The sequence below is a fragment of the Streptomyces sp. NPDC023481 genome (assembly GCF_055560195.1).
Genome location: NZ_JBVHJE010000013.1, coordinates 217,115 through 238,659 on the forward strand (window position 1 = coordinate 217,115; position 21,545 = coordinate 238,659).

General features: G+C 74.1%; 18 protein-coding genes and 1 pseudogene. 8 read left to right on the plus strand and 11 right to left on the minus strand.

Annotated elements, in window-relative coordinates:
• Window positions 1-104 precede the first annotated feature (104 nt).
• From ACZ3ZD_RS25000 to ACZ3ZD_RS25015, 4 genes are all read left to right on the plus strand, one after another.
• Window positions 105-1,775 carry an FAD-dependent monooxygenase gene (locus tag ACZ3ZD_RS25000; RefSeq protein ID WP_467401325.1) on the plus strand — a complete coding sequence of 557 codons (1,671 nt, stop codon included), beginning with the start codon at window positions 105-107 and terminating at the stop codon, window positions 1,773-1,775.
• A 26-nt stretch (window positions 1,776-1,801) separates the two neighbouring features.
• Window positions 1,802-2,179, plus strand: a complete 378-nt coding sequence (locus ACZ3ZD_RS25005; protein ID WP_467401328.1) for a putative leader peptide — start codon at window positions 1,802-1,804, stop codon at window positions 2,177-2,179.
• Between the two features lie 64 nt (window positions 2,180-2,243).
• A complete protein-coding gene (locus tag ACZ3ZD_RS25010) occupies window positions 2,244-2,795 on the plus strand; it encodes a cupin domain-containing protein (RefSeq protein WP_467401330.1) in 552 nt (183 codons plus the stop codon).
• A 23-nt stretch (window positions 2,796-2,818) separates the two neighbouring features.
• Window positions 2,819-3,262 (plus strand): rhodanese-like domain-containing protein, encoded by a 444-nt coding sequence (locus ACZ3ZD_RS25015; protein WP_467401395.1) that lies wholly within the window; start codon window positions 2,819-2,821, stop codon window positions 3,260-3,262.
• Window positions 3,263-3,350: 88 nt separating this feature from the next.
• Here the strand turns inward: ACZ3ZD_RS25015 and ACZ3ZD_RS25020 are convergent, their stop codons facing one another.
• The 5 genes from ACZ3ZD_RS25020 to ACZ3ZD_RS25040 all read right to left on the minus strand — a co-directional run bounded on the left by ACZ3ZD_RS25020 (window position 3,351) and on the right by ACZ3ZD_RS25040 (window position 9,935).
• Window positions 3,351-5,879 (minus strand): ABC transporter permease, encoded by a 2,529-nt coding sequence (locus ACZ3ZD_RS25020; protein WP_467401333.1) that lies wholly within the window; start codon window positions 5,877-5,879, stop codon window positions 3,351-3,353.
• A 219-nt stretch (window positions 5,880-6,098) separates the two neighbouring features.
• Complete coding sequence (recX, locus tag ACZ3ZD_RS25025; RefSeq protein WP_467401335.1) at window positions 6,099-6,992, minus strand: recombination regulator RecX; 894 nt, start codon at window positions 6,990-6,992, stop codon at window positions 6,099-6,101.
• A gap of 2 nt (window positions 6,993-6,994) precedes the next feature.
• A complete protein-coding gene (gene recA, locus ACZ3ZD_RS25030; RefSeq protein ID WP_467401338.1) occupies window positions 6,995-8,122 on the minus strand; it encodes a recombinase RecA in 1,128 nt (375 codons plus the stop codon).
• A 229-nt stretch (window positions 8,123-8,351) separates the two neighbouring features.
• On the minus strand, window positions 8,352-9,491 hold the full coding sequence (locus tag ACZ3ZD_RS25035; protein ID WP_467401398.1) for an AI-2E family transporter: 1,140 nt from the start codon (window positions 9,489-9,491) through the stop codon (window positions 8,352-8,354).
• Between the two features lie 249 nt (window positions 9,492-9,740).
• A complete protein-coding gene (locus tag ACZ3ZD_RS25040) occupies window positions 9,741-9,935 on the minus strand; it encodes a DUF3046 domain-containing protein (RefSeq protein WP_467401340.1) in 195 nt (64 codons plus the stop codon).
• Between the two features lie 80 nt (window positions 9,936-10,015).
• Between ACZ3ZD_RS25040 and ACZ3ZD_RS25045 the strand changes: the two genes are divergently transcribed.
• Entirely contained in the window at window positions 10,016-10,960 is a 945-nt protein-coding gene (locus ACZ3ZD_RS25045; protein ID WP_467401342.1) for a hypothetical protein, read from the plus strand.
• Window positions 10,961-10,999: 39 nt separating this feature from the next.
• On the opposite strand, the gene ACZ3ZD_RS25050 is transcribed toward ACZ3ZD_RS25045, so the two are convergent.
• The 3 genes and pseudogenes from ACZ3ZD_RS25050 to ACZ3ZD_RS25060 form a co-directional block, all read right to left on the minus strand.
• Window positions 11,000-11,308 (minus strand): AzlD domain-containing protein, encoded by a 309-nt coding sequence (locus tag ACZ3ZD_RS25050; RefSeq protein WP_467401345.1) that lies wholly within the window; start codon window positions 11,306-11,308, stop codon window positions 11,000-11,002.
• Window positions 11,305-12,060, minus strand: a complete 756-nt coding sequence (locus tag ACZ3ZD_RS25055; RefSeq protein WP_467401347.1) for an AzlC family ABC transporter permease — start codon at window positions 12,058-12,060, stop codon at window positions 11,305-11,307. The genes ACZ3ZD_RS25050 and ACZ3ZD_RS25055 overlap by 4 nt, the downstream gene beginning before the upstream one ends.
• A 29-nt stretch (window positions 12,061-12,089) precedes the next feature.
• Window positions 12,090-12,941 (minus strand): annotated as a pseudogene (locus ACZ3ZD_RS25060) (AraC family transcriptional regulator); the annotation flags it as partial.
• Between the two features lie 229 nt (window positions 12,942-13,170).
• On the opposite strand from ACZ3ZD_RS25060, the gene ACZ3ZD_RS25065 reads away from it, so the two are divergent.
• The 3 genes from ACZ3ZD_RS25065 (at window position 13,171) to ACZ3ZD_RS25075 (ending at window position 20,077) form a co-directional block, all read left to right on the plus strand.
• The gene (locus ACZ3ZD_RS25065; RefSeq protein ID WP_467401350.1) at window positions 13,171-18,201 is read left to right on the plus strand and encodes an ATP-dependent helicase; all 5,031 of its coding nucleotides are present in this window, start codon (window positions 13,171-13,173) and stop codon (window positions 18,199-18,201) included.
• Between the two features lie 180 nt (window positions 18,202-18,381).
• Window positions 18,382-19,227 (plus strand): Fpg/Nei family DNA glycosylase, encoded by an 846-nt coding sequence (locus ACZ3ZD_RS25070; RefSeq protein WP_467401352.1) that lies wholly within the window; start codon window positions 18,382-18,384, stop codon window positions 19,225-19,227.
• 85 nt (window positions 19,228-19,312) lie between these two features.
• The gene (locus ACZ3ZD_RS25075) at window positions 19,313-20,077 is read left to right on the plus strand and encodes an SDR family NAD(P)-dependent oxidoreductase (protein WP_467401355.1); all 765 of its coding nucleotides are present in this window, start codon (window positions 19,313-19,315) and stop codon (window positions 20,075-20,077) included.
• Here the strand turns inward: ACZ3ZD_RS25075 and ACZ3ZD_RS25080 are convergent.
• The 3 genes from ACZ3ZD_RS25080 to ACZ3ZD_RS25090 form a co-directional block, all read right to left on the minus strand.
• On the minus strand, window positions 20,025-20,303 hold the full coding sequence (locus tag ACZ3ZD_RS25080; RefSeq protein WP_467401359.1) for a hypothetical protein: 279 nt from the start codon (window positions 20,301-20,303) through the stop codon (window positions 20,025-20,027). The two genes, ACZ3ZD_RS25075 and ACZ3ZD_RS25080, sit on opposite strands and share 53 nt — an antisense overlap.
• Window positions 20,304-20,431: 128 nt before the next feature.
• Window positions 20,432-20,902 (minus strand): Dps family protein, encoded by a 471-nt coding sequence (locus ACZ3ZD_RS25085; protein WP_467401363.1) that lies wholly within the window; start codon window positions 20,900-20,902, stop codon window positions 20,432-20,434.
• Window positions 20,903-21,086: 184 nt separating this feature from the next.
• Complete coding sequence (locus ACZ3ZD_RS25090) at window positions 21,087-21,461, minus strand: helix-turn-helix domain-containing protein (protein ID WP_014675397.1); 375 nt, start codon at window positions 21,459-21,461, stop codon at window positions 21,087-21,089.
• Window positions 21,462-21,545: the final 84 nt, after the last annotated feature.

Here is a 21,545-nt window from a genome sequence, read left to right on the forward strand (position 1 = left end):
ACACTGCCAATGGGTTGCATACGTTCTGTGATCGTGCACCCCGCTTCACCTTCCCGTTCACTTGTCTCCGTCAAGGCCTCGCCGCGAGCAGGGGGCGCCACACCGTGGACCCGGTGATCATCGTCGGAGCGGGGCCCGTCGGGCTCACGCTCGCCCTGGCGCTGGCGCGTCAGGAGGTGCCGACCGTCGTCCTGGACGAGGGCCCCGGCAAGGACGAGCCCCGCCCGGCGCGCACCGTCGTCCTGCGCGAGGACACGGCCGCCCTGCTGGAGCGGCTGACCGGGGCCGCGCTCGCGGAACACGGCGTGCGCTGGGCCGGCTGGCGGTCGGTCAGGCGCAAGCAGGTGATGAGCGAGACCGCCTTCGCCGAGACCGGGCCCGCGCCGCTGCACATCGCCCAGCACGTGCTCACGGGGCTTCTGCGCGGGGCCATCGCGGCGGAGCCCCTGGTGAAGACGGCGGTGGACAGCCGCCTGGACGCGATCGAGCAGGAGCGTTCCGGCATCACCGCGCGCACCCGTGGCCCGAAGGGCACCTGGTGGCGCGGAAGTTACCTGGTCGGCTGCGACGGCCCCCGCTCGACCGTGCGCAAACTCCAGGACATCCGCTTCCCGGGCCGTACGGCGGTGGAACGGCACGCGGTCGCGGCGCTGCGCGTGGAACTTCCGTGGGAGGGCCGGGCGCTGTTCCATCGGATGCCGCCGTGGCGGTCGTCCGCGCCCTCGGCCGGCGAGGTGACCGCCCGCCCCCTCCCGGACGGCGCGTGGCGCCTGGACTGGCTGCTTCCGCCGGGCAAGGACCTCGTCACGCCCGAGGACCTGCTCACCCGGATCCGCGAGACCCTCGAGGGCTGGTCGGCCGGGCCGCCACCGGCGTACGACCTGCTCGACACGGGCGTCCACACGGTGCACCACCGCCTCGCGCGCCGGTGGCGCGCCGGCCGGGTCTTCCTCGCCGGGGACGCCGCCCATCTGCTCGGCGCGCTCGGCACCCAGGGGCTGGACGAGGGGCTCAGGGACGCCGGGAACCTGGCCTGGAAACTGGCCGCAGCCTGGCACCACGGCCCGCACGAGGCCCTGCTGGACAGCTACCAGACCGAGCGGCGCGCGGTGGTCGCCGCCCGGCTGCGCACCGCCGACCAGGTGCTGCCGGTGCTGCGCGGCGGGGGCGCGCTGCGCCACATCGTCCCGGGTACGGCCCGCAACCACGACGCGCTGTTCACCGACGGTCACCTCGGGCGCGGTCCGCTGGGCGCGCCGGGCACGTACGCCGACTCGCCGCTCGCGCCCCCGCCGCTGGAGGCGCGCATCCCGGTCGACACCCCGCCCGGCGCGCCGGTCACCGACGTGCGGGTCACGGCGGAGGACGGTTCCTTCGTCCGGCTGCGCGACCGGCTCGACCGCGGCGCGCTGCTCGTCGTGCTGATCGCGCCCGGTACGGGTGTCTGGGACCGCAAGCACTGGGTGTCCGCCGGCGTGATGCCCCGGCTCGCGGCGGCCGTGTCCGCGCTGCCGCACCCCGCCGAGCTGCTGGTCGCCGAGAACTACCCGGGCGCGCCGGCCCACAGCGTGCTGCTCGTACGCCCCGACGGCCACCTGGTCACCGCGTTGCCCGGCGTCCGCCCGTCCGACCTGTACGCGGCGGCCGAGGCCACGCTGGGGGGCGGGGCACAAGGGGAGCAGCAGGAGGACGAGAGGACGAACGGGGAGGGCGAGAAGGAGGAGAGGGGCGAGAAGGAGTCGGCGGAGGCCCGAGCCGGCTCGGGGGCGCGCTGACCGCGGGCCGGGGCGGGCGTGCCGGCATGCTCGGGCTGTCTGCCGGGGCGGCTCCGAGGCACGCCGGGCGTTTGCCGGGGGGACTCCTGCGGAGGCTGACCGTGCGCCCGGGGAGGGCTCGGCGCGTGCCTACCGTCTCCCGGGCCGCGCCCACACACGTTCCGCCTGCGCCTCGGGACCCATGCCTGCCCATCACGACAGCCGGCCACGCGCCCCCGACGCGGCTCCCGCGCCCTCCAGCCGAGCGCTCCCTCAACCTCCGTCCACAGGGTGACACTCGGTTGACCGTGCTGCGGCAGCGTGCTGTACTCCGGATCGTGACCGACACCTGTGTGCGCCTGTGGCGGAGGGTCCATATGGACCTCGTCCGCTACGCGGGCTGCGTGTGTCGCCCGTCCTGCTGAATTCGCCTCCCTTTCCTTTCCGGGCGCCGTCGTGCGCCCGTTTCCGCGAACGCTCTTCAGGACGGTGCACGTGTCTGTCCCCTCCCCTTCCCTGACCTCGTCCGCGTCCCCGGCCGCCGGCTCGGCGCCCACCCAGGCGGACCTCCTCGACTTCGTCCGGCGCACGGCGGCCGACGCCGAACTGATCGCTTCCCTGCCCCTCGATCCGGAGGGCCGCACCTGGGTGCGGCTGAAGGGTCCCGGCGGCAGCGAGGCCTGGCTGATCGGCTGGCCGCCCGGTACCGGCACCGGCTGGCACGACCACGCCGACTCGGTCGGCGCCTTCCTGACCGCCTCGGGCGATCTCACGGAGTACTCCCTCGCCGCCCGGCTGCCCACCGACGGCTGGAGGACCCTGGAACTCACCGAGGACGTGGACCGGGTGCGCCGGCTGTCCGCCGGGCAGGGCCGCGCCTTCGGCCGCCACCACGTGCACGAGGTGCTCAACGAGTCCCGCGAGCGACACGCGATCTCGGTGCACGCCTACTACCCGCCGTTGCCGCAGATCCGTCGTTACAGTCGCACCGGCCAGGTGCTGCGCCTGGAGCAGGTCGAACGCCCGGAGGACTGGCAGTGAGCGGCACGAGCGAGCGGTCGGCGGTGGCCGAGGGGTCCCGCGGGGCCGGTGCGCCGGCGAGCGTGCCGGGTGAGCAGCCGCCCGGCATCGACGAGTTGCTGGAGCGCGTACGCGCCGGCTACCAGCGCATCGAGGCACGCCAGGCGCACGAGGCGGCGCGCTCCGGTGAGGCGTTGCTGGTCGACATCCGGTACGCCGCCCTGCGCGAGCGGGACGGACTGATTCCCGGCGCCGTCGTGGTCGAGCGCAACGAACTGGAGTGGCGCCTCGACCCGCAGGGCAGTCACCGCCTCCCCGAGGCCACCGGGCACGACCTGCGGGTCGTGGTGATCTGCAACGAGGGCTACGCCTCCAGCCTCGCCGCCGCCTCCCTCCACCAACTGGGCCTGCACCGGGCCACGGACCTGGTCGGCGGCTTCCAGGCATGGCGCGCCCAGGGGCTGCCGGTGGAGTCGGCGACGGCCTGAGCGGCGGGCTGCGCACAGCGCACGAACCCCCGGGCCCTGCCCGGGGGTTCGTGGCGTCGTCGGCACGCCTGTCAGGACGGCGCCGGTGCTACTCCTTCGCCGTGGCGACCGTCACCGCCCGCACCCGCAGCGCCGCGCGCCCCGGTACGGCGCTGGCCACCAGCGCCAGGAGGGCGGCGACGGCGACCACGGCCACGTAGACGAGCGGGGTGGCCGCCGGTGCGGCGCGGCCCGTCATGCCGACGCTGAACGCGGTGAGCACGGCCAGCGCGATCCCGCTGCCGATCGAGGTGGCGAGGAACAGGACGGACAGCGCCTCGGTGCGCAGCATGCGCAGCACCTGACGGCGGGTCGCACCGGCCAGCCGGAGCAGCGCGAACTCCCGGACACGCTCGGCGACCGACACGGCCAGCGTGTTGACGACCGCGATGGCGGTGAAGGCCAGGATGAGCCCCATGGCGAGATTGTTGACCTCGGCGTTCTCCTGCTGACGGTCGGCCTGGAGGGCGTCGGCGGCGGCCGGCGAAAGAATCCGCAGCCCCGGGAACTCACGGAGGGTAGTCGAGAGTTCCCTCTGTGTACGGGTCGTGCTGACGAGGACGGAGGAGGCGAGCGGGTTGTCGACGTGCTGGGCCACGAGGTCGTGGGCGAGGGTGAGGTCGCCGAAGCCGAGACCCCGGGTGTAGACGGCGGCGACGGTGAGCGTGGCGGGCGTGCCGTCGCCGAGTGTGAGCTTCAGGGTGCTCCCCGGCTTCAGATGCTGCTGGTCGGCGGCGACTTCGCTGACGGCGACGGTGCCGGGACCGAGCCGGTCGAGGGAGCCGGCGGTGACCTCCGGGTCCCAGGTGCGGGTGAGGCCGGCGGGGGTGACGCCCTGTGCTGGGTACTTGTCGAGGCCCACGCGGACGGTCGTGCGGACCACCTCGGTGACGGTGTCGTTCCGTGCGCGCAGCCGTTCGGCGGCCTCACCGGGGACGCCCGGCCCCTGGGCGGCGACGACCCAGTCGGCCCTGACACCTTCGCGGACCTGGGTGCGGGCGGCGAGCCCGAGGGTGTCCTGGACGAACAGCACGGTGCACGTCATGCCGACGAGCAGGGTGAGGGGGGTGACGACGGAGGCCATACGGGCGGCGTTTCCGCGCAGGTTGGCGGTGGCGAGACGGCCGCCGTGGCCGGTGAGCCGGAGCGGGCCGGCGAGCAGCAGCGCGGCGGCCCTGACCAGGAGGGGACCGAGGAGGGCGACGGAGGAGGACAGGATGACGACGGCGAGGAAGGTCACGGGAGTCGAGGCGGGTTCGGTGCGCAGGAAGGTGAGTGTGGCGACGAGGACGGCGCCGCCGGCGAGCAGCAGCAGCCCGGTGGCGATCCGGCCCCAGGCGGGCCGGGTGCGTTCGGTCCTCGATTCGGCCAGTGCCTCGGCCGGGCGGATCCGGGCGACCCTGCGCGAGGCGATCCGGGCCGCAGTCCAGGCACCGAGCAGGGTGGCGGCGAGAGCGACCAGCGGCGGGAAGACACTGACGGTGTGCACGAGCGTGTCGGGTACGGCGCCCAGGGCGACGAACCGGGAGTGCAGCCAGCCGCCCAGCGGCAGCCCCAGCAGAGCACCGGCGCCGCCCGCCGCCGCGCCGACGATCAGCGCCTCCCGGCCGAGCAGCCTGCGGATCTGTCCGGAGGTGGCGGCGACGGCCCGGAGCAGGGCGAGTTCACGGTGGCGCTGCTGGACGGTGAGCGCGAAGGTGCCGACGACCACGAGCACCGCCACCAGCAGCGAGGTACCGCCCATGGCGGCGCCCATGCTGACCAGCCTGGTGCGGGCGGCGGCCGCGTCCAGGAACTCGACGGGTCCGCGGGCGGCGCCGCTGCTGACCTGCGCCGTCGTCCCGTGCAGCGCCCGCTCCACCGCCGCGCGCAGCCGCCCGGGGTCCGTTCCCTTGACTGGCAGCACACCGAACGCGGTGACCTTCCCGGGGTGCCCGGCCAGCCGACGGGCCTCTGCGGCGGAGAAGAACAGGGACGTCTGGTGGCGTACGGCGGTGGCCGGGGTGGCGATACCGGTGATCCGGTAGCCGTACGGGGCCTGTGTGGACTGCACGGTGAGCCGGTCGCCGGGCCGCAGCCGGGCCCGCGCCGCGAGGTCACCGTCGATCACGAGGTCGCCCGCGGCGGTGGGGGCCCGGCCGGTGGTCAGCCGGTACGGGGTGAGCGCGGCGGAGTCCCAGGCGTGGCCGTAGGCGGCACGGCCGCCGGTGCCGGCTGGGGTCAACGGCTGGGCGACGAAGGTGAGTTCGGGGATCGCCCGGGCCACGCCGGGGATGCCGGCGAGGGTGCCGCGCAGGTCTCCGGACAGCCAGGCACGTTCGGCGAGGGGTTTCGCCTTGTGCTTGACCTTGGTCTTGCCCTTCCTGTGCTTGACGGTGGTCCGGTGCACGTACTGGTCGGCGGAGACCACGACGGGCGCGGCGGCGTAGCGCTCGGTGCGGATGGTGCCGCGCAGTCCGGTGTCGAGGAGGGAGCCGAACGCGGTGATCAGGGCCGCCGCGCACATCAGGGCGAGGAAGGTGCCGAGAAACCCCGCCTTGCGGGCGCGGACTGTCTGCAGGGCGTAACGCAGCATCATGGGGACGGGGCTCTCTTCTGTTGTACGCGTCGGCTGTGTCGTGCGCTGGGCGCGCGTACAGACTCGCCGGTGCGGGGGTGGCAGAGCACTGCGGTGACCCGGTGTCTTGCGAAGGGGGTCAACCCGCCCGCCCGCTAAGGGGGTTAACCCCACCCCGACCGCGGCGCGCACCGGCCGCCCGGGGCGGACCCTGCCGGGCGGACGTACGGGAGAGCCCCGTCAGAGGTCCCCGTCCCCGAGGAACTCCGTGTCCTCGCCCTCCTCCTCCAGGGCCTGGCGGACGATGCGGAGAGCCAGGCCCTCGGAGTAGCCCTTGCGGGCGAGCATGCCGGCGAGGCGGCGGAGCCGCTTGTCGCGGTCGAGGCCGCGGGTGGCGCGCAGCTTGCGGGCTACGAGCTCACGTGCGGTCGCCTCTTCCTGTTCGGGGTCCAGCTGGGCCACGGCGTCCTCGATCAGCGCGGAGTCGACCCCCTTGGTGCGCAGCTCCCGGGCGAGGGCACGGCGGGCGAGTCCCCGCCCGTGGTGCCGGGACTCCACCCAGGCGTCCGCGAAGGCGCCGTCGTTGATGAGCCCGACCTCTTCGAACCGGTCGAGCACCTCGTCGGCGACGTCCTCGGGGATCTCCCGCTTGCGCAGGGCGTCCGCGAGCTGTTTGCGGGTGCGCGGGGTCCCGGTGAGCAGGCGCAGGCAGATCGCCCGCGCCCGCTCAGCCGGGTCCCCTGAAGACTCCCCCTGCTCGTCCCTCGCCGAGGAAGGGGCGCCTTCGTCCTCACCGGGCGCGTCCCCGAACCCGCGCCTGCGGCGGCCGCGGCCGCCGCCCCGCGTGCCGGCGGGCCCCCCGGAGCCACGGTCGCGGCCGGAACCACGGCCGCCGGACGCACCGCCCCCGTACGGCTCACCGCCCGCGGCTCCGTCGCCCCCGTAGCCATCGGTTCCGCCGGAGGCGCCAGGCCCGCCGTACTCGTCCCGTCCGCGGTACTCGCCGTGCCCGTCGTGGCCCTGGGGTCCGTCGTCCCCGGCCGGGGCGGAGTCCGGGTAGCTCCCGGTGCCCCTCCCCCGTGGGACACCGGGGGTGGCGTACTCGTACTCGGCCCAGTCGGTTCGTCGTGTCACGGTCAGCTCTTGGCAGCGGCGGCCTTGGGCTTGGTGGCCTTGGCGGCTGCCGGGGCCGGGACGGTCTTGGCGTCGTCGGCCGCCGTGGCGGTGACTGCCGCGTCGGCGCCCGGCTCGGCGGCGGGCTCCTCCGGCCGGACCCCCACGCCCAGCTTCTCCTTGATCTTCTTCTCGATCTCGTTGGCCAGGTCGGGGTTGTCCTTGAGGAAGTTGCGCGCGTTCTCCTTGCCCTGGCCGAGCTGGTCGCCCTCGTACGTGTACCAGGCGCCGGCCTTGCGGACGAAGCCGTGCTCCACACCCATGTCGATCAGGCCGCCCTCGCGGCTGATGCCCTGGCCGTAGAGGATGTCGAACTCGGCCTGCTTGAAGGGCGGGGCGACCTTGTTCTTGACGACCTTGCAGCGGGTGCGGTTGCCGACCGCCTCCGTGCCGTCCTTCAGGGTCTCGATGCGGCGGATGTCGATGCGCACCGAAGCGTAGAACTTCAGCGCGCGGCCACCGGTCGTGGTCTCCGGGGAGCCGAACATCACGCCGATCTTCTCGCGGAGCTGGTTGATGAAGATCGCGGTGGTCTTGGACTGGTTGAGCGCGCTGGTGATCTTCCGCAGTGCCTGGCTCATCAGACGGGCCTGCAGACCGACGTGGCTGTCGCCCATCTCGCCCTCGATCTCCGCGCGGGGGACGAGCGCGGCGACGGAGTCGATGACGATCAGGTCGAGGGCACCGGAGCGGACCAGCATGTCCACGATCTCCAGGGCCTGCTCGCCGTTGTCGGGCTGGGAGAGGATCAGGTTGTCGATGTCGACGCCGAGCTTGCGCGCGTACTCGGGGTCGAGGGCGTGCTCGGCGTCCACGAAGGCGACCTGGCCGCCGGCCTTCTGGGCGTTGGCCACGGCGTGCAGGGTCAGCGTGGTCTTACCGGAGGACTCCGGTCCGTAGATCTCCACGACACGGCCACGCGGCAGGCCACCGACGCCGAGGGCGACGTCGAGTGCGGTCGACCCGGTCGGGATGACCTCGATGGGCTCCTTCGACCGCTCGCCCATGCGCATGACCGCGCCCTTGCCGAACTGCCGTTCAATCTGTGCGAGCGCGGCGTCGAGCGCCTTCTCGCGGTCGGTTCCTGCCATGGGTTCCACCCGGTTTGCTTGAGTCGATCGCTTCACGTCAAAGACGCTAACGCCTGCCACTGACAATGCGCCCCGACGCAGGCCCAGCCTGTGGATAACCGAGGGACATCCCCCCGCGAATCGGGACGAAAGCCCCAGCCGAAAGCCTCGCCTGAGCTTCCATATGAATGGATGTTCGATTTTTGTGTCAAGCGCACCACGCGGCACACCGCCGAGGCTCCCGCGGGGGCTACGGCCGCCGCTGCCCGTCGGTGCGGCGGCCGTCCCAGAGGTGCCGCGCACGGGTGAACATCCCGGGACCGCCCGCGCCCCGGCCACGGTGGCCGTGCACCCGGGGGTCGTCCGTGACGGCGTACCGCTTCACGTACGCCCCCAGGAACGCCTGCAGGGTGGCCACGGCCGGGATGGCGATCAGCGCGCCGACCGCCCCGAGCAGTGCGGTGCCCGCGACGACCGAGCCGAAGGCGACCGCCGGGTGGATGTCCACCGTCTTGGCGGTCAGCTTGGGCTGGAGCATGTAGTTCTCGAACTGCTGGTAGATCACGACGAAGACCAGCACCCACACCGCGTACCAGGGGTTCACGGTGAACGCGATCAGCATCGGCAACGCGCCCGCGAGGTACGTCCCGATGGTGGGGATGAACTGCGACACCAGGCCCACCCATACGCCGAGCACCGGCGCGTACGGCACCCCGAGGGCCTGGAGCAGGATGTAGTGCGCGATCCCGGAGATGAGCGCCATGAGGCCGCGCGAGTACAGATAGCCGCCCGTCTTGTCGACGGCTATCTCCCAGGCGCGCAGCACCTCGGCCTGGCGCGCGGGCGGCAGCACGGAGCACAGGGCGCGGCGCAGCCGGGGACCGTCGGCGGCGAAGTAGAACGAGAACAGCCCGACCGTGAGCAGCCGGAAGAGACCGCCGAGCACCTGGGCGGACACGTCGAGGACACCGGTCGCGCTGTTCTGCACGTACTTGCGCAGCCAGTCGGAGTGGAGCAGCCCCTCCTGGATGTCGACGCGTCTGAGTTCGGTGTGGAAGGTGTGGTTGGTCCAGTTGATGAGCGAGTCGAGGTAGTCCGGGAAACCCTCGACCATCTTGATGATCTGACCGGCCAGCATCGACCCGAGCAACGCGACGAACCCGGCGGTGGCGACGGCCAGGCCGAGGATGACCAGGAAGGTGGCGAGACCCCTGCGCATGCCGCGGGCGGACATCCGGCTCACCGCGGGCTCGACCGCCAGGGCCAGGAAGAACGCGATCAATATGTTGATCAGGAGGCTGGTCAGCTGGTGGAAGGCCCAACTGCCCAGCTGGAACGCGGCGATCAGCGCGAGTGCGAGCACCATGGCGCGCGGCAGCCAGCGCGGCATCCGGCCGTCCGGAGCGACGGCACCGGCCGCCGGGGGCCGCCCGGTCGGGGCCGCCGCGGCCGGTGCTGCCCGCCGGAGGGACGGCTCGCCGTCCTCGGCGGGGGGTGCCAGGGGGTCCTCGTCAGTCGATGCCACCCGCCCAGTCTGGCCCACGCCACCGACAACCGGCCCCCACCAGCGGCCTTCGTGACAGATCAGTGCCGTACCGTCGGGTTCTTCTGCGACAAGTCCGGCATTTCGGTCGCCCGGTCAGCGCTTCTCGCCCGGCACGTTCATGACCGCGCAGACCACGCGCCACACGTCCCTGGCCGCCCAGCCGGCGTCCAGCGCCTCGTTCACCGTGCGTCCACCCAGCTCCGACATCACGTGATCTCGCGCGAAGGTGTCGGCGTACCCCGGACCGAAGTGTTCCACCATCCGCTGCCAGAAGACCGTCAACCGCATGCCTCCAGTATCCCGCCCCCGGGGGTCGGCCCTGCCCGGGAGTACCTGCCGAGACCGCTTTCCGTCCTACGGTCTGACGCATGGCCGAAACCGGAGTTCCCCCGCTCCCCTCCACGCCCCCGGCGCGTTCCCCGCTCTTCCGCGCCGAACAGTTCGTGTGGCTCACCGCGCGCGTGCTGGAGCAGCATGTCTTCGCGTACCACTTCCTGCACGGCGGTCCGGAGGCGGTGGAAACGGCGCTGGACGCCTACCGCAACGACGACGGCGGGTACGGGCACGCCCTGGAACCCGATCTGCGCGGACCGGTCAGCCAGCCGCTGCACACCGCGCACGCCCTGCGCGTGCTGGACGCCGTCGGACGCTGCGGCGGGCAGCGCGTGGAGCGGGTGTGCCGCTATCTGACCTCCGTCTCGACGCCGGACGGCGCCCTGCCGGCGATCCATCCCAGCCAGCGCGGCTATCCGACGGCGCCGTTCGTCCCGGTCGTCGACGACCCTCCCAGCGAGCTGCTGGCCACGGGGCCGGTGGTCGGGCTGCTGCACCGCAACGAGGTGTGGCACGCCTGGCTGTTCCGGGCCACCGATTTCTGCTGGCAGGCCGTGGAGTCCCTGGAGAGGTCCCACCCCTACGAGGTGCACGCCGCCGTCACCTTCCTGGACTCCGTTCCCGACCGCCCGCGCGCGGAGGCCGCCGCCGACCGGCTGGGCCGCCTGGTGCGCGAGCAGCGGCTCGCCGCGCTGGACCCGGACCGCCTGGACGCGTTCCCGGTCGCCCCCGGCTACGCCCCGGGCGAGCACCACTTCCCGCACGACTTCGCCCCGCGCCCCGATTCGCTCGCGCGCGCGTGGTTCACGGACGACGAGATGACGCGTTCGCTGGACCACCTGGCCGCGGGACAGCAGGACGACGGCGGCTGGCCGGTCCGCTGGCGCCGCTGGGCACCGGCCCCGGCGCTGGAGGCCCGCTCACTGGTGACGATCGAGGCCCTGCGCACCCTGCGGGCCTACGGCCGCTTCGTGGGCTGAGCGGCCCCGCGCGCGGGGGCCCCGTCCCGTCGGCGGGCCTCACCCGCCGACGGCCCGCACTCCCGCCGTCACCACCACAGCCGCCGCCACGACCAGCAGGAACGGCGCACGCAGGACCAGTGCCACGGCCGCCGCGCCGAGCCCCGCGGCCCGCGCGTCCAGCAGCACCGCGTGACCGTCGGCGAACGTCTGCTGGGCGGTGAGCGCGGCCAGGAGGGCGACTGGCAGCAGGGCGGCGAGGCGACGCACGTACGGCCGCTCCATGGCGTGCGCCGGCACCAGCAGCCCGGCGAGCTTGACGGCGTAGCAGCCGAGGGCGGTCACGCCGATCGCGATCCAGGTGTTCACCGTTCCTCCTCCGGGCCGGTTTGTTCCTCCTGCGGGGTACGGCCCCTGCGCCGGCCCTCCGCGAACAGGGCGAGCGGAGCCGCCAGTGCCGCCACCAGGACCGGTACACCGGCCGGCAGGACGGGCAGGAGACCGAGGCCCAGCAGGACGGCGAGGGCCGCCACCGCGCGCTCGGTGGCCGTCTTCAGCATCGGTGCGAGCAGCGCCAGGAACACGGCGGGTCCCGCCGCGTCCAGGCCCCACGCGCGCGTGTCGCCGATCGCCCGGGCGCCCAGCGCGCCGAGCAGCGTGGTGAGGTTCCACAACAGGTAGAGGGTGAGGCCGGTGACGGTGAAGCCGAGGCGTGCGGCCCGCCGGGTCGGCTGCGCCAGGGTCACCGCGGTGGTCTCGTCGATCACCCACTGGGCGGCGAACGGCCGGAGCGCGCGCGGAAGGGCGAGGAGCTGTGACAGCCGCAGCCCGTAGAAGGCGTTGCGCGTACCCAGGAAGAGGGCTCCGGCGGCGGCCGTGAACGGGTTTCCCCCGGCGGCGAGCGCTCCGACCAGCGCGAATTGGGAGGCGCCGGTGAACACCAGAAGGCTGAGCGCGCAGGTCTGGAGCAGTCCGAGTCCGCTGCCGGCCGAGGTCACTCCGAAGGCGAATCCGGACAGGCCGACGGCGACGCCGACGCCGAGGGCGTCCCGTACGACGGCCGAGTCCGGTTTGTCCGCTCCTTCGGGGATCTGGTCCATGAGAGCTGTGTGCTGTGCCACGCCCCTGACGGTACGGACGGCTACGAGCCCGCGTCTTGTACGTTCTTGCGCTCCTCCGGGCCGGTGCGTTCGCGCTGGTACGCGCCCGGGGGCACGCCGACGATGCGGGCGAAGTGCCGGTTGAGGTGGGGCTGGTCGGTGAAGCCGACGGCGACGGCCGCCTCGGCCGGGGCCGTCCCCGCGTCCAGCAGCAGCCGGGCGCGGCGCACGCGGGCGTCCGTCAGCCAGGTGTGCGGCGGCATGCCGTAGGCGTCGCGGAACGCCCGCAGCAGGGCGAACGGGCTGGTGCCGAGGTCGGAGGCCAGCCGTTCGAGGGTCGGCGGCTCGGCCATCCGTTCCTGGAGCACCGCACGCGCGCGTGCCGCGACGCTCGCGCCGGCCGTCCGGGCCGGCCGCTGGGGCAGCGGGCCGCCGTTCAACCGCAGCAGCCTGGTCACGGCGACCCGCAGGAGGGTGTCGGCGGCCAGCGCGTTGCCCTCGTCGGCGGCGCGCAGCACCTGGTGCACGAGTCGGACGGTGTAGGGGTCGTCGAGGACCGGGCCGGCGAAGCCCGGCGTGCCGCGCAGGGCGGTGGTCTCGGCGGCGATCGCGGCGACCACGTCGGGCGACGGGTAGAGCGCGCCGTACCGCCAGCCCTCGGGAACACCGGCCCGGCCCGTGTGCGGGGTGTCCGGGTTGACCAGGGCGAGCGCCCCCGCGCCGACGGAGACGTCGGAGCCGCGGTGGTGGAAGACCTCGACGCCGTCGGCGATGGCCGCGATCACGAAGTTCTCGTGGGTGTGCCGGACGAACGCCTTGCGGATGTACCGGGCCCGCAGCAGGTCGACGCCTGGCAGTTCCGGGTACCGCCAGTGCCGCGCCCGCTCCCCTGAACCCGCCATACGCCCATTGTCCGCCCTGCCCGAACCCGGCCGGCACCGCGTGTCCACGCCCGGAACCACCCGTCACCGCGTCGCCGCGCCCGGCACCCCCCGTCACCGCGTCCCGCGCCCGGTCCCACGCCGGCTCCGCCCGTCCAAGCCCGGGGCGCACGGCCCGGCACCGCACCCCCTCGACCCCACGTTTGCGCAGGTCAGGGTGATTGTCAGTGGGCGGGTGCAGGATGGATGCATGGTCAGCTCCGCACACCGAGCCCTCGACGGCTTCTCCCCCGCGACCCGCGGCTGGTTCACGGGGGCGTTCTCCGCGCCCACCGCGGCCCAGGCGGGCGCGTGGAACGCCATCCGGGCGGGCTCGGACGTGCTGGTGGTCGCCCCGACCGGCTCCGGCAAGACACTGGCCGCCTTTCTCGCCGCCCTCGACCAGCTCACCGCGACCCCGCCTCCGGCCGACCCGAAGAAGCGCTGCCGGGTGTTGTACGTGTCCCCGCTGAAGGCCCTGGCGGTCGACGTCGAGCGCAACCTGCGCAGTCCGCTGACCGGCATCCGCCAGGAGTCGGTGCGCCTGGGCCTGCCCGAGCCGGAGGTCAGGGTCGGGATCCGCTCCGGCGACACCCCGCCGGCCGAGCGCCGCGCCCTGTCCACCCGCCCGCCGGACATCCTGATCACCACCCCCGAGTCGCTGTTCCTGATGCTGACGTCGGCCACGCGCGACGCGCTCACGGGCGTGGAGACGGTGATCCTGGACGAGGTCCACGCGGTCGCGGGCACCAAGCGCGGCGCGCATCTCGCGCTCTCCCTGGAGCGGCTGGACGAGCTGCTGGCGAAGCCCGCCCGCCGGATCGGCCTGTCGGCGACCGTGCGCCCGGTGGACGAGGTGGCCCGGTATCTGTCCCCGCGCCGCAAGGTGGAGATCGTCCAGCCGGAGTCCGGCAAGGAGTTCGACCTCTCCGTCGTCGTCCCGGTCGAGGACATGGGCGAGCTGGGCGGCTCCCCGGCCGCGGACGCCGCCGAGGGCGGTGAGCGGCCGTCGATCTGGCCGCATGTGGAGGAGCGCATCGCCGACCTGGTCCAGGCCCACCGGTCCACGATCGTGTTCGCCAACTCCCGCCGCCTCGCGGAGCGGCTGTGCAACCGGCTCAACGAGATCGCGTACGAGCGGGCGACCGGGGAGACCCTGGACGAGCACCACTCACCCGCCGAACTGATGGGCGGCTCGGGCGCGGCCCACGGCGCGCCCCCGGTGATCGCCCGCGCGCACCACGGCTCGGTCTCCAAGGAGCAGCGCGCGCTGGTGGAGGAGGACCTGAAGGCGGGCCGGCTGCCCGCGGTGGTCGCCACCTCCAGCCTCGAACTCGGCATCGACATGGGCGCCGTGGACCTCGTCGTCCAGGTCGAGTCCCCGCCCTCGGTGGCCTCGGGCCTCCAGCGGGTAGGACGCGCGGGCCACCAGGTCGGCGCCGTCTCCACCGGTGTCGTCTTCCCCAAGTACCGCGGTGATCTCGTCCAGGCGGCCGTGGTCACCGAGCGGATGCGCTCGGGCTCGATCGAGTCCCTGAAGGTGCCCGCGAACCCGCTGGACGTCCTCGCGCAGCAGGTGGTCGCCATCACGGCGCTGGACACCTGGCAGTTCGACGACCTGCTCGCCCTGGTGCGCCGGGCGGCCCCGTTCGCCTCGCTGCCGGAGTCGGCGTTCACGGCAGTCCTGGACATGCTCGCGGGCCGCTACCCGTCGGACGCGTTCGCGGAGCTGCGCCCGCGCGTGGTGTGGGACCGAGTGACCGGCGAGATCACCGGCCGGCCGGGCGCCCAGCGCCTCGCCGTCACCTCGGGCGGCACGATTCCCGACCGCGGTCTGTTCGGCGTCTTCCTCGCCGGTTCCGACCCCAAGAAGGGCGGCGGCCGGGTCGGCGAGCTGGACGAGGAGATGGTCTACGAGTCCCGGGTCGGCGATGTGTTCACGCTGGGAACGAGTTCCTGGCGGATCGAGGACATCACGCGCGACCGCGTCCTGGTCTCGCCCGCGCCGGGCGTGCCGGGCCGGCTGCCCTTCTGGAAGGGCGACCAGCTGGGCCGCCCGCTGGAGCTGGGCCGCGCTGTGGGCGCGTTCCTGCGCGAGGTCGGCTCGCTGGCCGAGGACGACGCCCGGCTGCGGCTGCTGGCGGCCGGCCTGGACGCGTGGGCGGCGGACAACGTGCTGTCGTACCTGGACGAGCAGCGCGAGGCCTGCGGCCATGTCCCCGACGACCGCACGATCGTCGTGGAGCGGTTCCGTGACGAGCTGGGCGACTGGCGGGTCGTCGTCCACTCCCCCTTCGGCGCCCAGGTCCACGCCCCCTGGGCGCTGGCCCTCGGCGCCCGCCTGTCCGAGCGGTACGGCATGGACGCGCAGGTCATGCACGCCGACGACGGCATCGTGCTGCGCCTGCCCGACGCCGATCTGATGGGCCTGGACCTGCTCGACCAGGAGCCGATGAAGGCCGGCACCGCGTACGACAGCGACCAGGCCCCGGTCGGTGCCGCCGACGTCGCCTTCGACAAGGGCGAGGTCGACCAGGTCGTCACCGACCAGGTCGGCGGCTCGGCGTTGTTCGCCTCCCGGTTCCGCGAGTGCGCCGCCCGCGCCCTGCTGCTGCCGCGCCGCAACCCCGGCAAGCGCACCCCGCTGTGGCAGCAGCGCCAGCGGGCGGCCCAGCTGCTCCAGGTGGCGAGCGAGTTCGGTTCGTTCCCGATCGTGCTGGAGGCGGTCCGCGAATGCCTCCAGGACGTCTTCGACGTCCCCGGACTGGTCGAGCTGATGGGCGACATCGAGTCCCGCAAGGTGCGCCTGGTCGAGGTCACCACCCCGGAGCCCTCCCCGTTCGCCCGCTCCCTGCTCTTCGGCTACGTCGCCCAGTTCCTGTACGAGGGCGACTCCCCCCTGGCCGAGCGGCGCGCCGCCGCCCTGTCGCTGGACTCGCGGCTGCTGGCCGAGCTGCTGGGCCAGGCGGAGTTGCGCGAACTGCTCGACGCCGAGGTGCTGACCGAGCTGGAGCGCGAGCTGCAGTGGCTCGCCGAGGACCGCCGGGTCAAGGACGTGGAGGGCGTCGCCGACGTGCTGCGGCTGCTCGGCCCGCTGACCGACGCCGAGCTGGTGGCGCGGGGCGCGGACGTGCAGTGGCCGCGGGAGCTGGCCGGGGCCCGCCGGGCGATCAGGGTGCGGATCGCGGGGACGGACCACTGGGCGGCCGTCGAGGACGCGGGCCGGCTGCGCGACGCGCTCGGCACAGCGCTGCCGGTCGGTGTCCCCGAGGCGTTCACCGAACCGGTCAAGGACCCGCTGGGCGACCTCCTCGCGCGGTACGCCCGTACGCACGGCCCGTTCACCTCGGCCACCGTGGCGGCCCGGTTCGGCCTGGGCGTGGCGGTCACCGAGGGCGCCCTGCAGCGGCTGGCCGCCGCCGGCCGGGTCGTCCAGGGCGAGTTCCACCCGGCGGGCATCGGCCAGGAGTGGTGCGACGCGGCCGTTCTGCGCCGGCTGCGCCGCCGCTCCCTGGCGGCCCTGCGGCACGAGCTGGAGCCGGTGCCGCCCGCCGCGCTCGCCCAGTTCCTGCCCCAGTGGCAGCACATCGGCCGAGGGCATGGGCTGCGGGGCGTCGACGGGCTGGTGCGCGCGGTCGAGCAGCTGCAGGGCGCGTCCGTGCCGGCCTCCGCGCTGGAGAAGCTGGTGCTGCCCTCCCGCGTGGCCGGCTACACGCCCTCGATGCTCGACGAACTGACCGCCGCCGGCGAGGTGGTGTGGGCCGGCGCGGGCGCCCTGCCCGGCAAGGACGGCTGGGTCTCCCTCTATCTGGCGGACGCAGCCCCGCTGCTGCTCCCGGCGCCGCATCCGCTGGAGCTGACCGCGCTCCACCAGTCCGTGCTCGGCACCCTCTCCGGCGGGTACGGCCTGTTCTTCCGGCAGATCGCCGACCAGGTCCGCGCGACCACGCACCCCGAGGTCACCGATCCCCAACTGGCCGACGCTCTGTGGGATCTGGCCTGGTCGGGCCGGCTCACCAACGACACGCTGGCGCCGATGCGCGCCCTTCTGGGCTCGGGTCGTACGGCGGGCTCGACCGCGCACCGCGCCAAGCGTGCCGTCCCGCGCGGGCGCTACGGCTCCCTGACGGCCGCCGCACGCACCGCCTCCCGCACCGGCCCGCCGACCGTCGCCGGCCGCTGGTCCCTGCTGCCCGCGGCCGAGCCGGACGCCACGGTGCGCGCGCACGCCCTGGCCCGGGCGCTGCTGGACCGGCACGGCGTGGTCACCCGGGGCGCGGTCGCCGCGGAGGGCGTCGAGGGCGGCTTCTCGGCGGTGTACCGGGTGCTGTCGGCCTTCGAGGAGAGCGGTCAGGCCCGGCGCGGGTATGTGGTCGAGGGGCTGGGCGCGGCCCAGTTCGCGATGGACGGCGCGGTGGACCGCCTCCGCGCGGTGGCGAACGCCCGCGAGCGGACCGAGGGCCTGCCCGCCCCGGCCGACCGGAACGGCTTCGGCGCCCCCGGCACCGCGAACGGCCGCACCGAGCGGGCCTTCCCGAACCCGTTCGACGACACGGACGACGCAGACGACACGGACGGCACCCCGGACGGCCACGCCTCCCCCGGCGCCTTCGACACATCCGACGCCGGTCTCGCCCACCCCGGCCTGGACGGCGACTTCACCTGGCCGCCGGAGCACCACCCGGCCCCCGGCGGCGACCCCGCCTCCCCCCACGACCTCGCCGACCCGTTCGCCTCCCCCGGTTACGGCGGCCCCCGCGGCGGGTCCGTCCGCCACGGCGCGCCGGCCCCCTACGGCCCGGCCGCCTACGGCACGGCTCCGCACCGGGGCTACACCAACGGCCGCTCGGGCGCCCCCGCGTCCGACCCCCGCGCCGTGGTCCTGGCCGCGGCGGACCCGGCGAACGCCTACGGCTCCGCGCTGCCCTGGCCCGAACCACCGACCGGAGCCGGGCACAAACCGGGCCGCAAGGCCGGTTCCCTGGTCGTCCTGGTGGAGGGCGAGCTGACGCTGTACATGGAGCGCGGCGGCAAGACCCTGCTGGCCTGGTCCACCGCCCCGGACGACCCCCGCCTGCGGACGGCGGCCGAGGCGCTCGCCGCGGCGGCCCGCGCGGGCTCGCTCGGCACGGTCACGGTCGAACGCATCAACGGCGCCCAGGCCCTCACCTCCCCCACCGGCACCCTCCTGGAGGCAGCGGGCTTCGTGGCCACCCCACGCGGCCTGCGCCTGAGAGCCTGACCGACGCGGGCGTGGACCGCCGAGCAGTGGACCACCGGCCCACCACCGACCCACCCTCACCCGCCCAGCCTCCGAGGGCCACCGCCCGCCCGCACCCAAGCCGCCGAGGCCACCCCGCCCGCGCCCGGCCCAGCCCAGCCTCCGAGGCCACCCCGTCTGCCCTCATGGCACCCTTGACACATGCCCGAAGGTGACACGGTCTGGCAGGCCGCGCGGCGGTTGCACGAGGCCCTCGCGGGCCAGTCGCTGACCCGTAGCGACTTCCGGGTCCCGAAGTACGCGACGGTCGACCTCACCGGCCGCAGGGTGCTGGACACGATCCCGCGCGGCAAGCACCTGCTCACCCGGTTCGAGGGCGGCCTGACCCTCCACACCCATCTGCGCATGGAGGGCGCGTGGAAGGTGTTCGGCGTCGGTGAACGCTGGCGGGGCGGGCCGGCGCACCAGATCCGGGCGGTCCTCGGCACCGCCGACCGGACGGCCGTCGGCTACCGCCTGCCGGTCCTGGAGCTGCTGCGCACGGCCGACGAGGAACGGGTCGTCGGCCACCTGGGCCCCGACCTGCTCGGCCCGGACTGGGACCCCGAGCGCGCCCTGGCCAACATCCTCGCCGACCCCGAACGGCAGCTCGGCGAGGCCCTGCTGGACCAGCGCAATCTGGCCGGCATCGGCAACGTCTACAAGAGCGAGCTGTGCTTCCTGCTCGGCGTGACCCCCTGGCTGCCGGCCGGCGCGCTCCCCGCGGACCGTGCCGAGAAGCTGCCCGGTCTGGCCAAGCGGCTCCTGGAGGCGAACCGGGACCGCCCGGTCCGGCAGACCACCGGCCTGCACCGGTACGACCTGTTCGTCTACGGCCGCGCACCCCGCCCGTGCCTGCGCTGCCACACCCCCGTCCGGGTCGCCGACCAGGGCGACGGCTCCCAGGAGCGCCCCACCTACTGGTGCCCCACCTGCCAGACGGGCCCCGCTCCGGCGCCGGGCTCACCACAGCGCTGGCGGGACAAGTACCCCCGCCGCACCGGCTGACCGCGACGCCCCACGCTCCATGCCCAACGCTTCCGGAGTGCCCACTAATTGACGGTGCGTCAGAAACGCTCGTACCGTCGTCTCCATGGCCCTCAGCGCGTACGACCTCGGCGGGCGCACCGCCTTCGTCACCGGAGCCGCCGGCGGGATCGGGCGGGCCTCCGCGGTACTGCTCGCCGAGGCGGGCGCGGTGGTGCACTGTGCCGACCGGGATCCGGACGGCCTGGACCGCACGGCCGCGCTGATCAAGGAGCGCGGCGGTACGGCCCGCGTCCACGTCCTCGACGTCACCGACCGGGCCCGGCTCGGTGAGGCGGTCCGGTCCTGCGGGCGGCTGGACGTGCTGGCGGCGATCGCCGGGATCATGCACAGCAGCCCGGTGCTGGAGACCCGGGACGAGGACCTCGACCGGGTGCTGGCCGTCAACTTCAAGGGTGTGCTGTACGCCTGCCAGGAGGCGGCCCGTGTGATGCTCGCCCGCGGGACCCGCGGCAGCATCGTCACCATGGCCTCGGGCGCGGTCGACACCGGCGGCGCCGGTCTGCTCTGCTACGGCGCGGCCAAGGCGGCCGTGGTGCAGCTGACCCGGACGCTGGCCACGGAGGTCGGCGTGCACGGCATCCGGGTCAACGCGATCGCACCGGGCTGGATCCGCACTCCCATGACCGACCGCCACGACCGGGAGGCACAGGCGCACACGGAGGCCGCGATGACCCGGCTGACACCGCTGGGCCGGGTCGGCGAACCGGACGACGTCGCGCACGCGGTGCTGTACCTGGCGTCGGACGCGTCGGCCTTCACGACGGGTCAGATACTTCGCCCGAACGGGGGTGTGGCGATGCCCTGGTGACGTCCTCGGCCCGCCAGGCGGCCACCCAGCGCCCCGTCGGCACGGCCCCGGTCGCGCGCCCCTTGGGCACGCAGTGCACGGGCAGCAGGCTCAGCCCCCACCCGCCGGCCACGACGGCCCCTTCCAGCACATCCGGGCCGCCGCCCGCGGCGAGCCGCAGGACGGCCCACCACCACACCGCCCCGAGCCCGGGTGCCACCACCCAGCGCACTATTCGCCCCGCCATGCCCGCCACCACCTCCAGCCGGACGCTAGACCGCCACCCCGGCCGCCCGGGAGGCGCACCAAGGGCTCACTGATGCAGCGCCGGGAGAGGAAGGGCCCGTCCGGCGTGGGAGGGCGGAGGCATGCCGCTTACGCGTTCTCCGCCTGGAACATCCAGTGGTGCTTCTCCAGGTCGGCGGTGATCCCGATGAAAATGTCCTGGGTCACCGGGTCGGGCGCCCCGGTCGCCTCCACGCGCTCCCGCATCCGGGTGATGACCGCGCCCAGGGCGTCCACCATCGCCCCGACCGCGTCCGTGTCCTTGATCCACCCGGCGGGAGTGGTCTTGATGCCGCTGCCGGAGGCCACCGTGGCGGCACGCCCGTCGGGCGGGATGCCCAGCGCCGAGGCCCGCTCGGCCACCGTGTCCATGTGGGTGCGGGCGGAGTCGACCACCTCGTCCAGCTGGAGGTGGACGGAGCGGAAGCGGGGGCCCACGACGTTCCAGTGGATCTGCTTGGCCGCCAGGGCGAGGTCCACCAGGTCGACCAGGGCGCCCTGCAGCGCCTCGGACACGGTCTTCAGATCCGCGTCGGCCAAGGGGCTCTTCACGACGTACATCCGCTTCCTCCGGGTGCTCGGGCGCCGTCACGTCCCTCCACGATGACCGCACCGCACACCCCCGGCAAACGGACGCCCAACGGGTGACGGGCGACGAAAAGGCCCCGGCCGGCTCTCCAGGTCTCCCTGGAGCAGCCGGCCGGGGCCTCACACGTCTCGGATCGTCAGGCAGCGCGCGCGAACCTCACGCGGCGACCACGTCCACCGCCTCCGCGGGCGCCTTGATGGTCACCCGTTCCGGTGGCACACCGGTCACCGACACCGAACCCAGCATCGGACGGACCGGGGTGGGCACGGGCTCGGTGGCCCGGGCGGACTGGGCCAGTTCGGCGAGCGCCAGCTCGTCGCTCACTTCCCGCATGAGTTCCGACATCCGTACGTCCAGCGCGTCGCAGATGGCGGCGAGCAGCTCGGAGGAAGCCTCCTTCTGCCCCCGCTCCACCTCGGAGAGATAGCCGAGTGAGACTCGGGCGGACGAGGAGACTTCGCGCAGAGTACGGCCCTGGCGTTGGCGCTGCCGACGCAGCACGTCACCCAGCAGGCGACGGAGCAGAATCATCGGTGGCTCCCTCCTCGGACCGCGTAGCCGCATCCTTCTCGCCCCACCGTACCGCCTTGCGCCGCGGCCGTGCGGGGAGCGATG

What these genes read in the sequence shown, in the direction of transcription:
- ACZ3ZD_RS25005 (WP_467401328.1), top strand. Translation starts at nt 1,802, where the DNA reads ATGCTCGGGCTGTCTGCCGGGGCGGCTCCGAGGCACGCCGGGCGTTTG.
- ACZ3ZD_RS25020 (WP_467401333.1), bottom strand. Translation starts at nt 5,879, where the DNA reads ATGATGCTGCGTTACGCCCTGCAGACAGTCCGCGCCCGCAAGGCGGGG.
- recA (WP_467401338.1), bottom strand. Translation starts at nt 8,122, where the DNA reads ATGGCAGGAACCGACCGCGAGAAGGCGCTCGACGCCGCGCTCGCACAG.
- ACZ3ZD_RS25035 (WP_467401398.1), bottom strand. Translation starts at nt 9,491, where the DNA reads ATGCCGCGCTGGCTGCCGCGCGCCATGGTGCTCGCACTCGCGCTGATC.
- ACZ3ZD_RS25040 (WP_467401340.1), bottom strand. Translation starts at nt 9,935, where the DNA reads ATGCGGTTGACGGTCTTCTGGCAGCGGATGGTGGAACACTTCGGTCCG.
- ACZ3ZD_RS25045 (WP_467401342.1), top strand. Translation starts at nt 10,016, where the DNA reads ATGGCCGAAACCGGAGTTCCCCCGCTCCCCTCCACGCCCCCGGCGCGT.
- ACZ3ZD_RS25065 (WP_467401350.1), top strand. Translation starts at nt 13,171, where the DNA reads ATGGTCAGCTCCGCACACCGAGCCCTCGACGGCTTCTCCCCCGCGACC.
- ACZ3ZD_RS25070 (WP_467401352.1), top strand. Translation starts at nt 18,382, where the DNA reads ATGCCCGAAGGTGACACGGTCTGGCAGGCCGCGCGGCGGTTGCACGAG.
- ACZ3ZD_RS25075 (WP_467401355.1), top strand. Translation starts at nt 19,313, where the DNA reads ATGGCCCTCAGCGCGTACGACCTCGGCGGGCGCACCGCCTTCGTCACC.
- ACZ3ZD_RS25080 (WP_467401359.1), bottom strand. Translation starts at nt 20,303, where the DNA reads ATGGCGGGGCGAATAGTGCGCTGGGTGGTGGCACCCGGGCTCGGGGCG.
- ACZ3ZD_RS25085 (WP_467401363.1), bottom strand. Translation starts at nt 20,902, where the DNA reads ATGTACGTCGTGAAGAGCCCCTTGGCCGACGCGGATCTGAAGACCGTG.
- ACZ3ZD_RS25090 (WP_014675397.1), bottom strand. Translation starts at nt 21,461, where the DNA reads ATGATTCTGCTCCGTCGCCTGCTGGGTGACGTGCTGCGTCGGCAGCGC.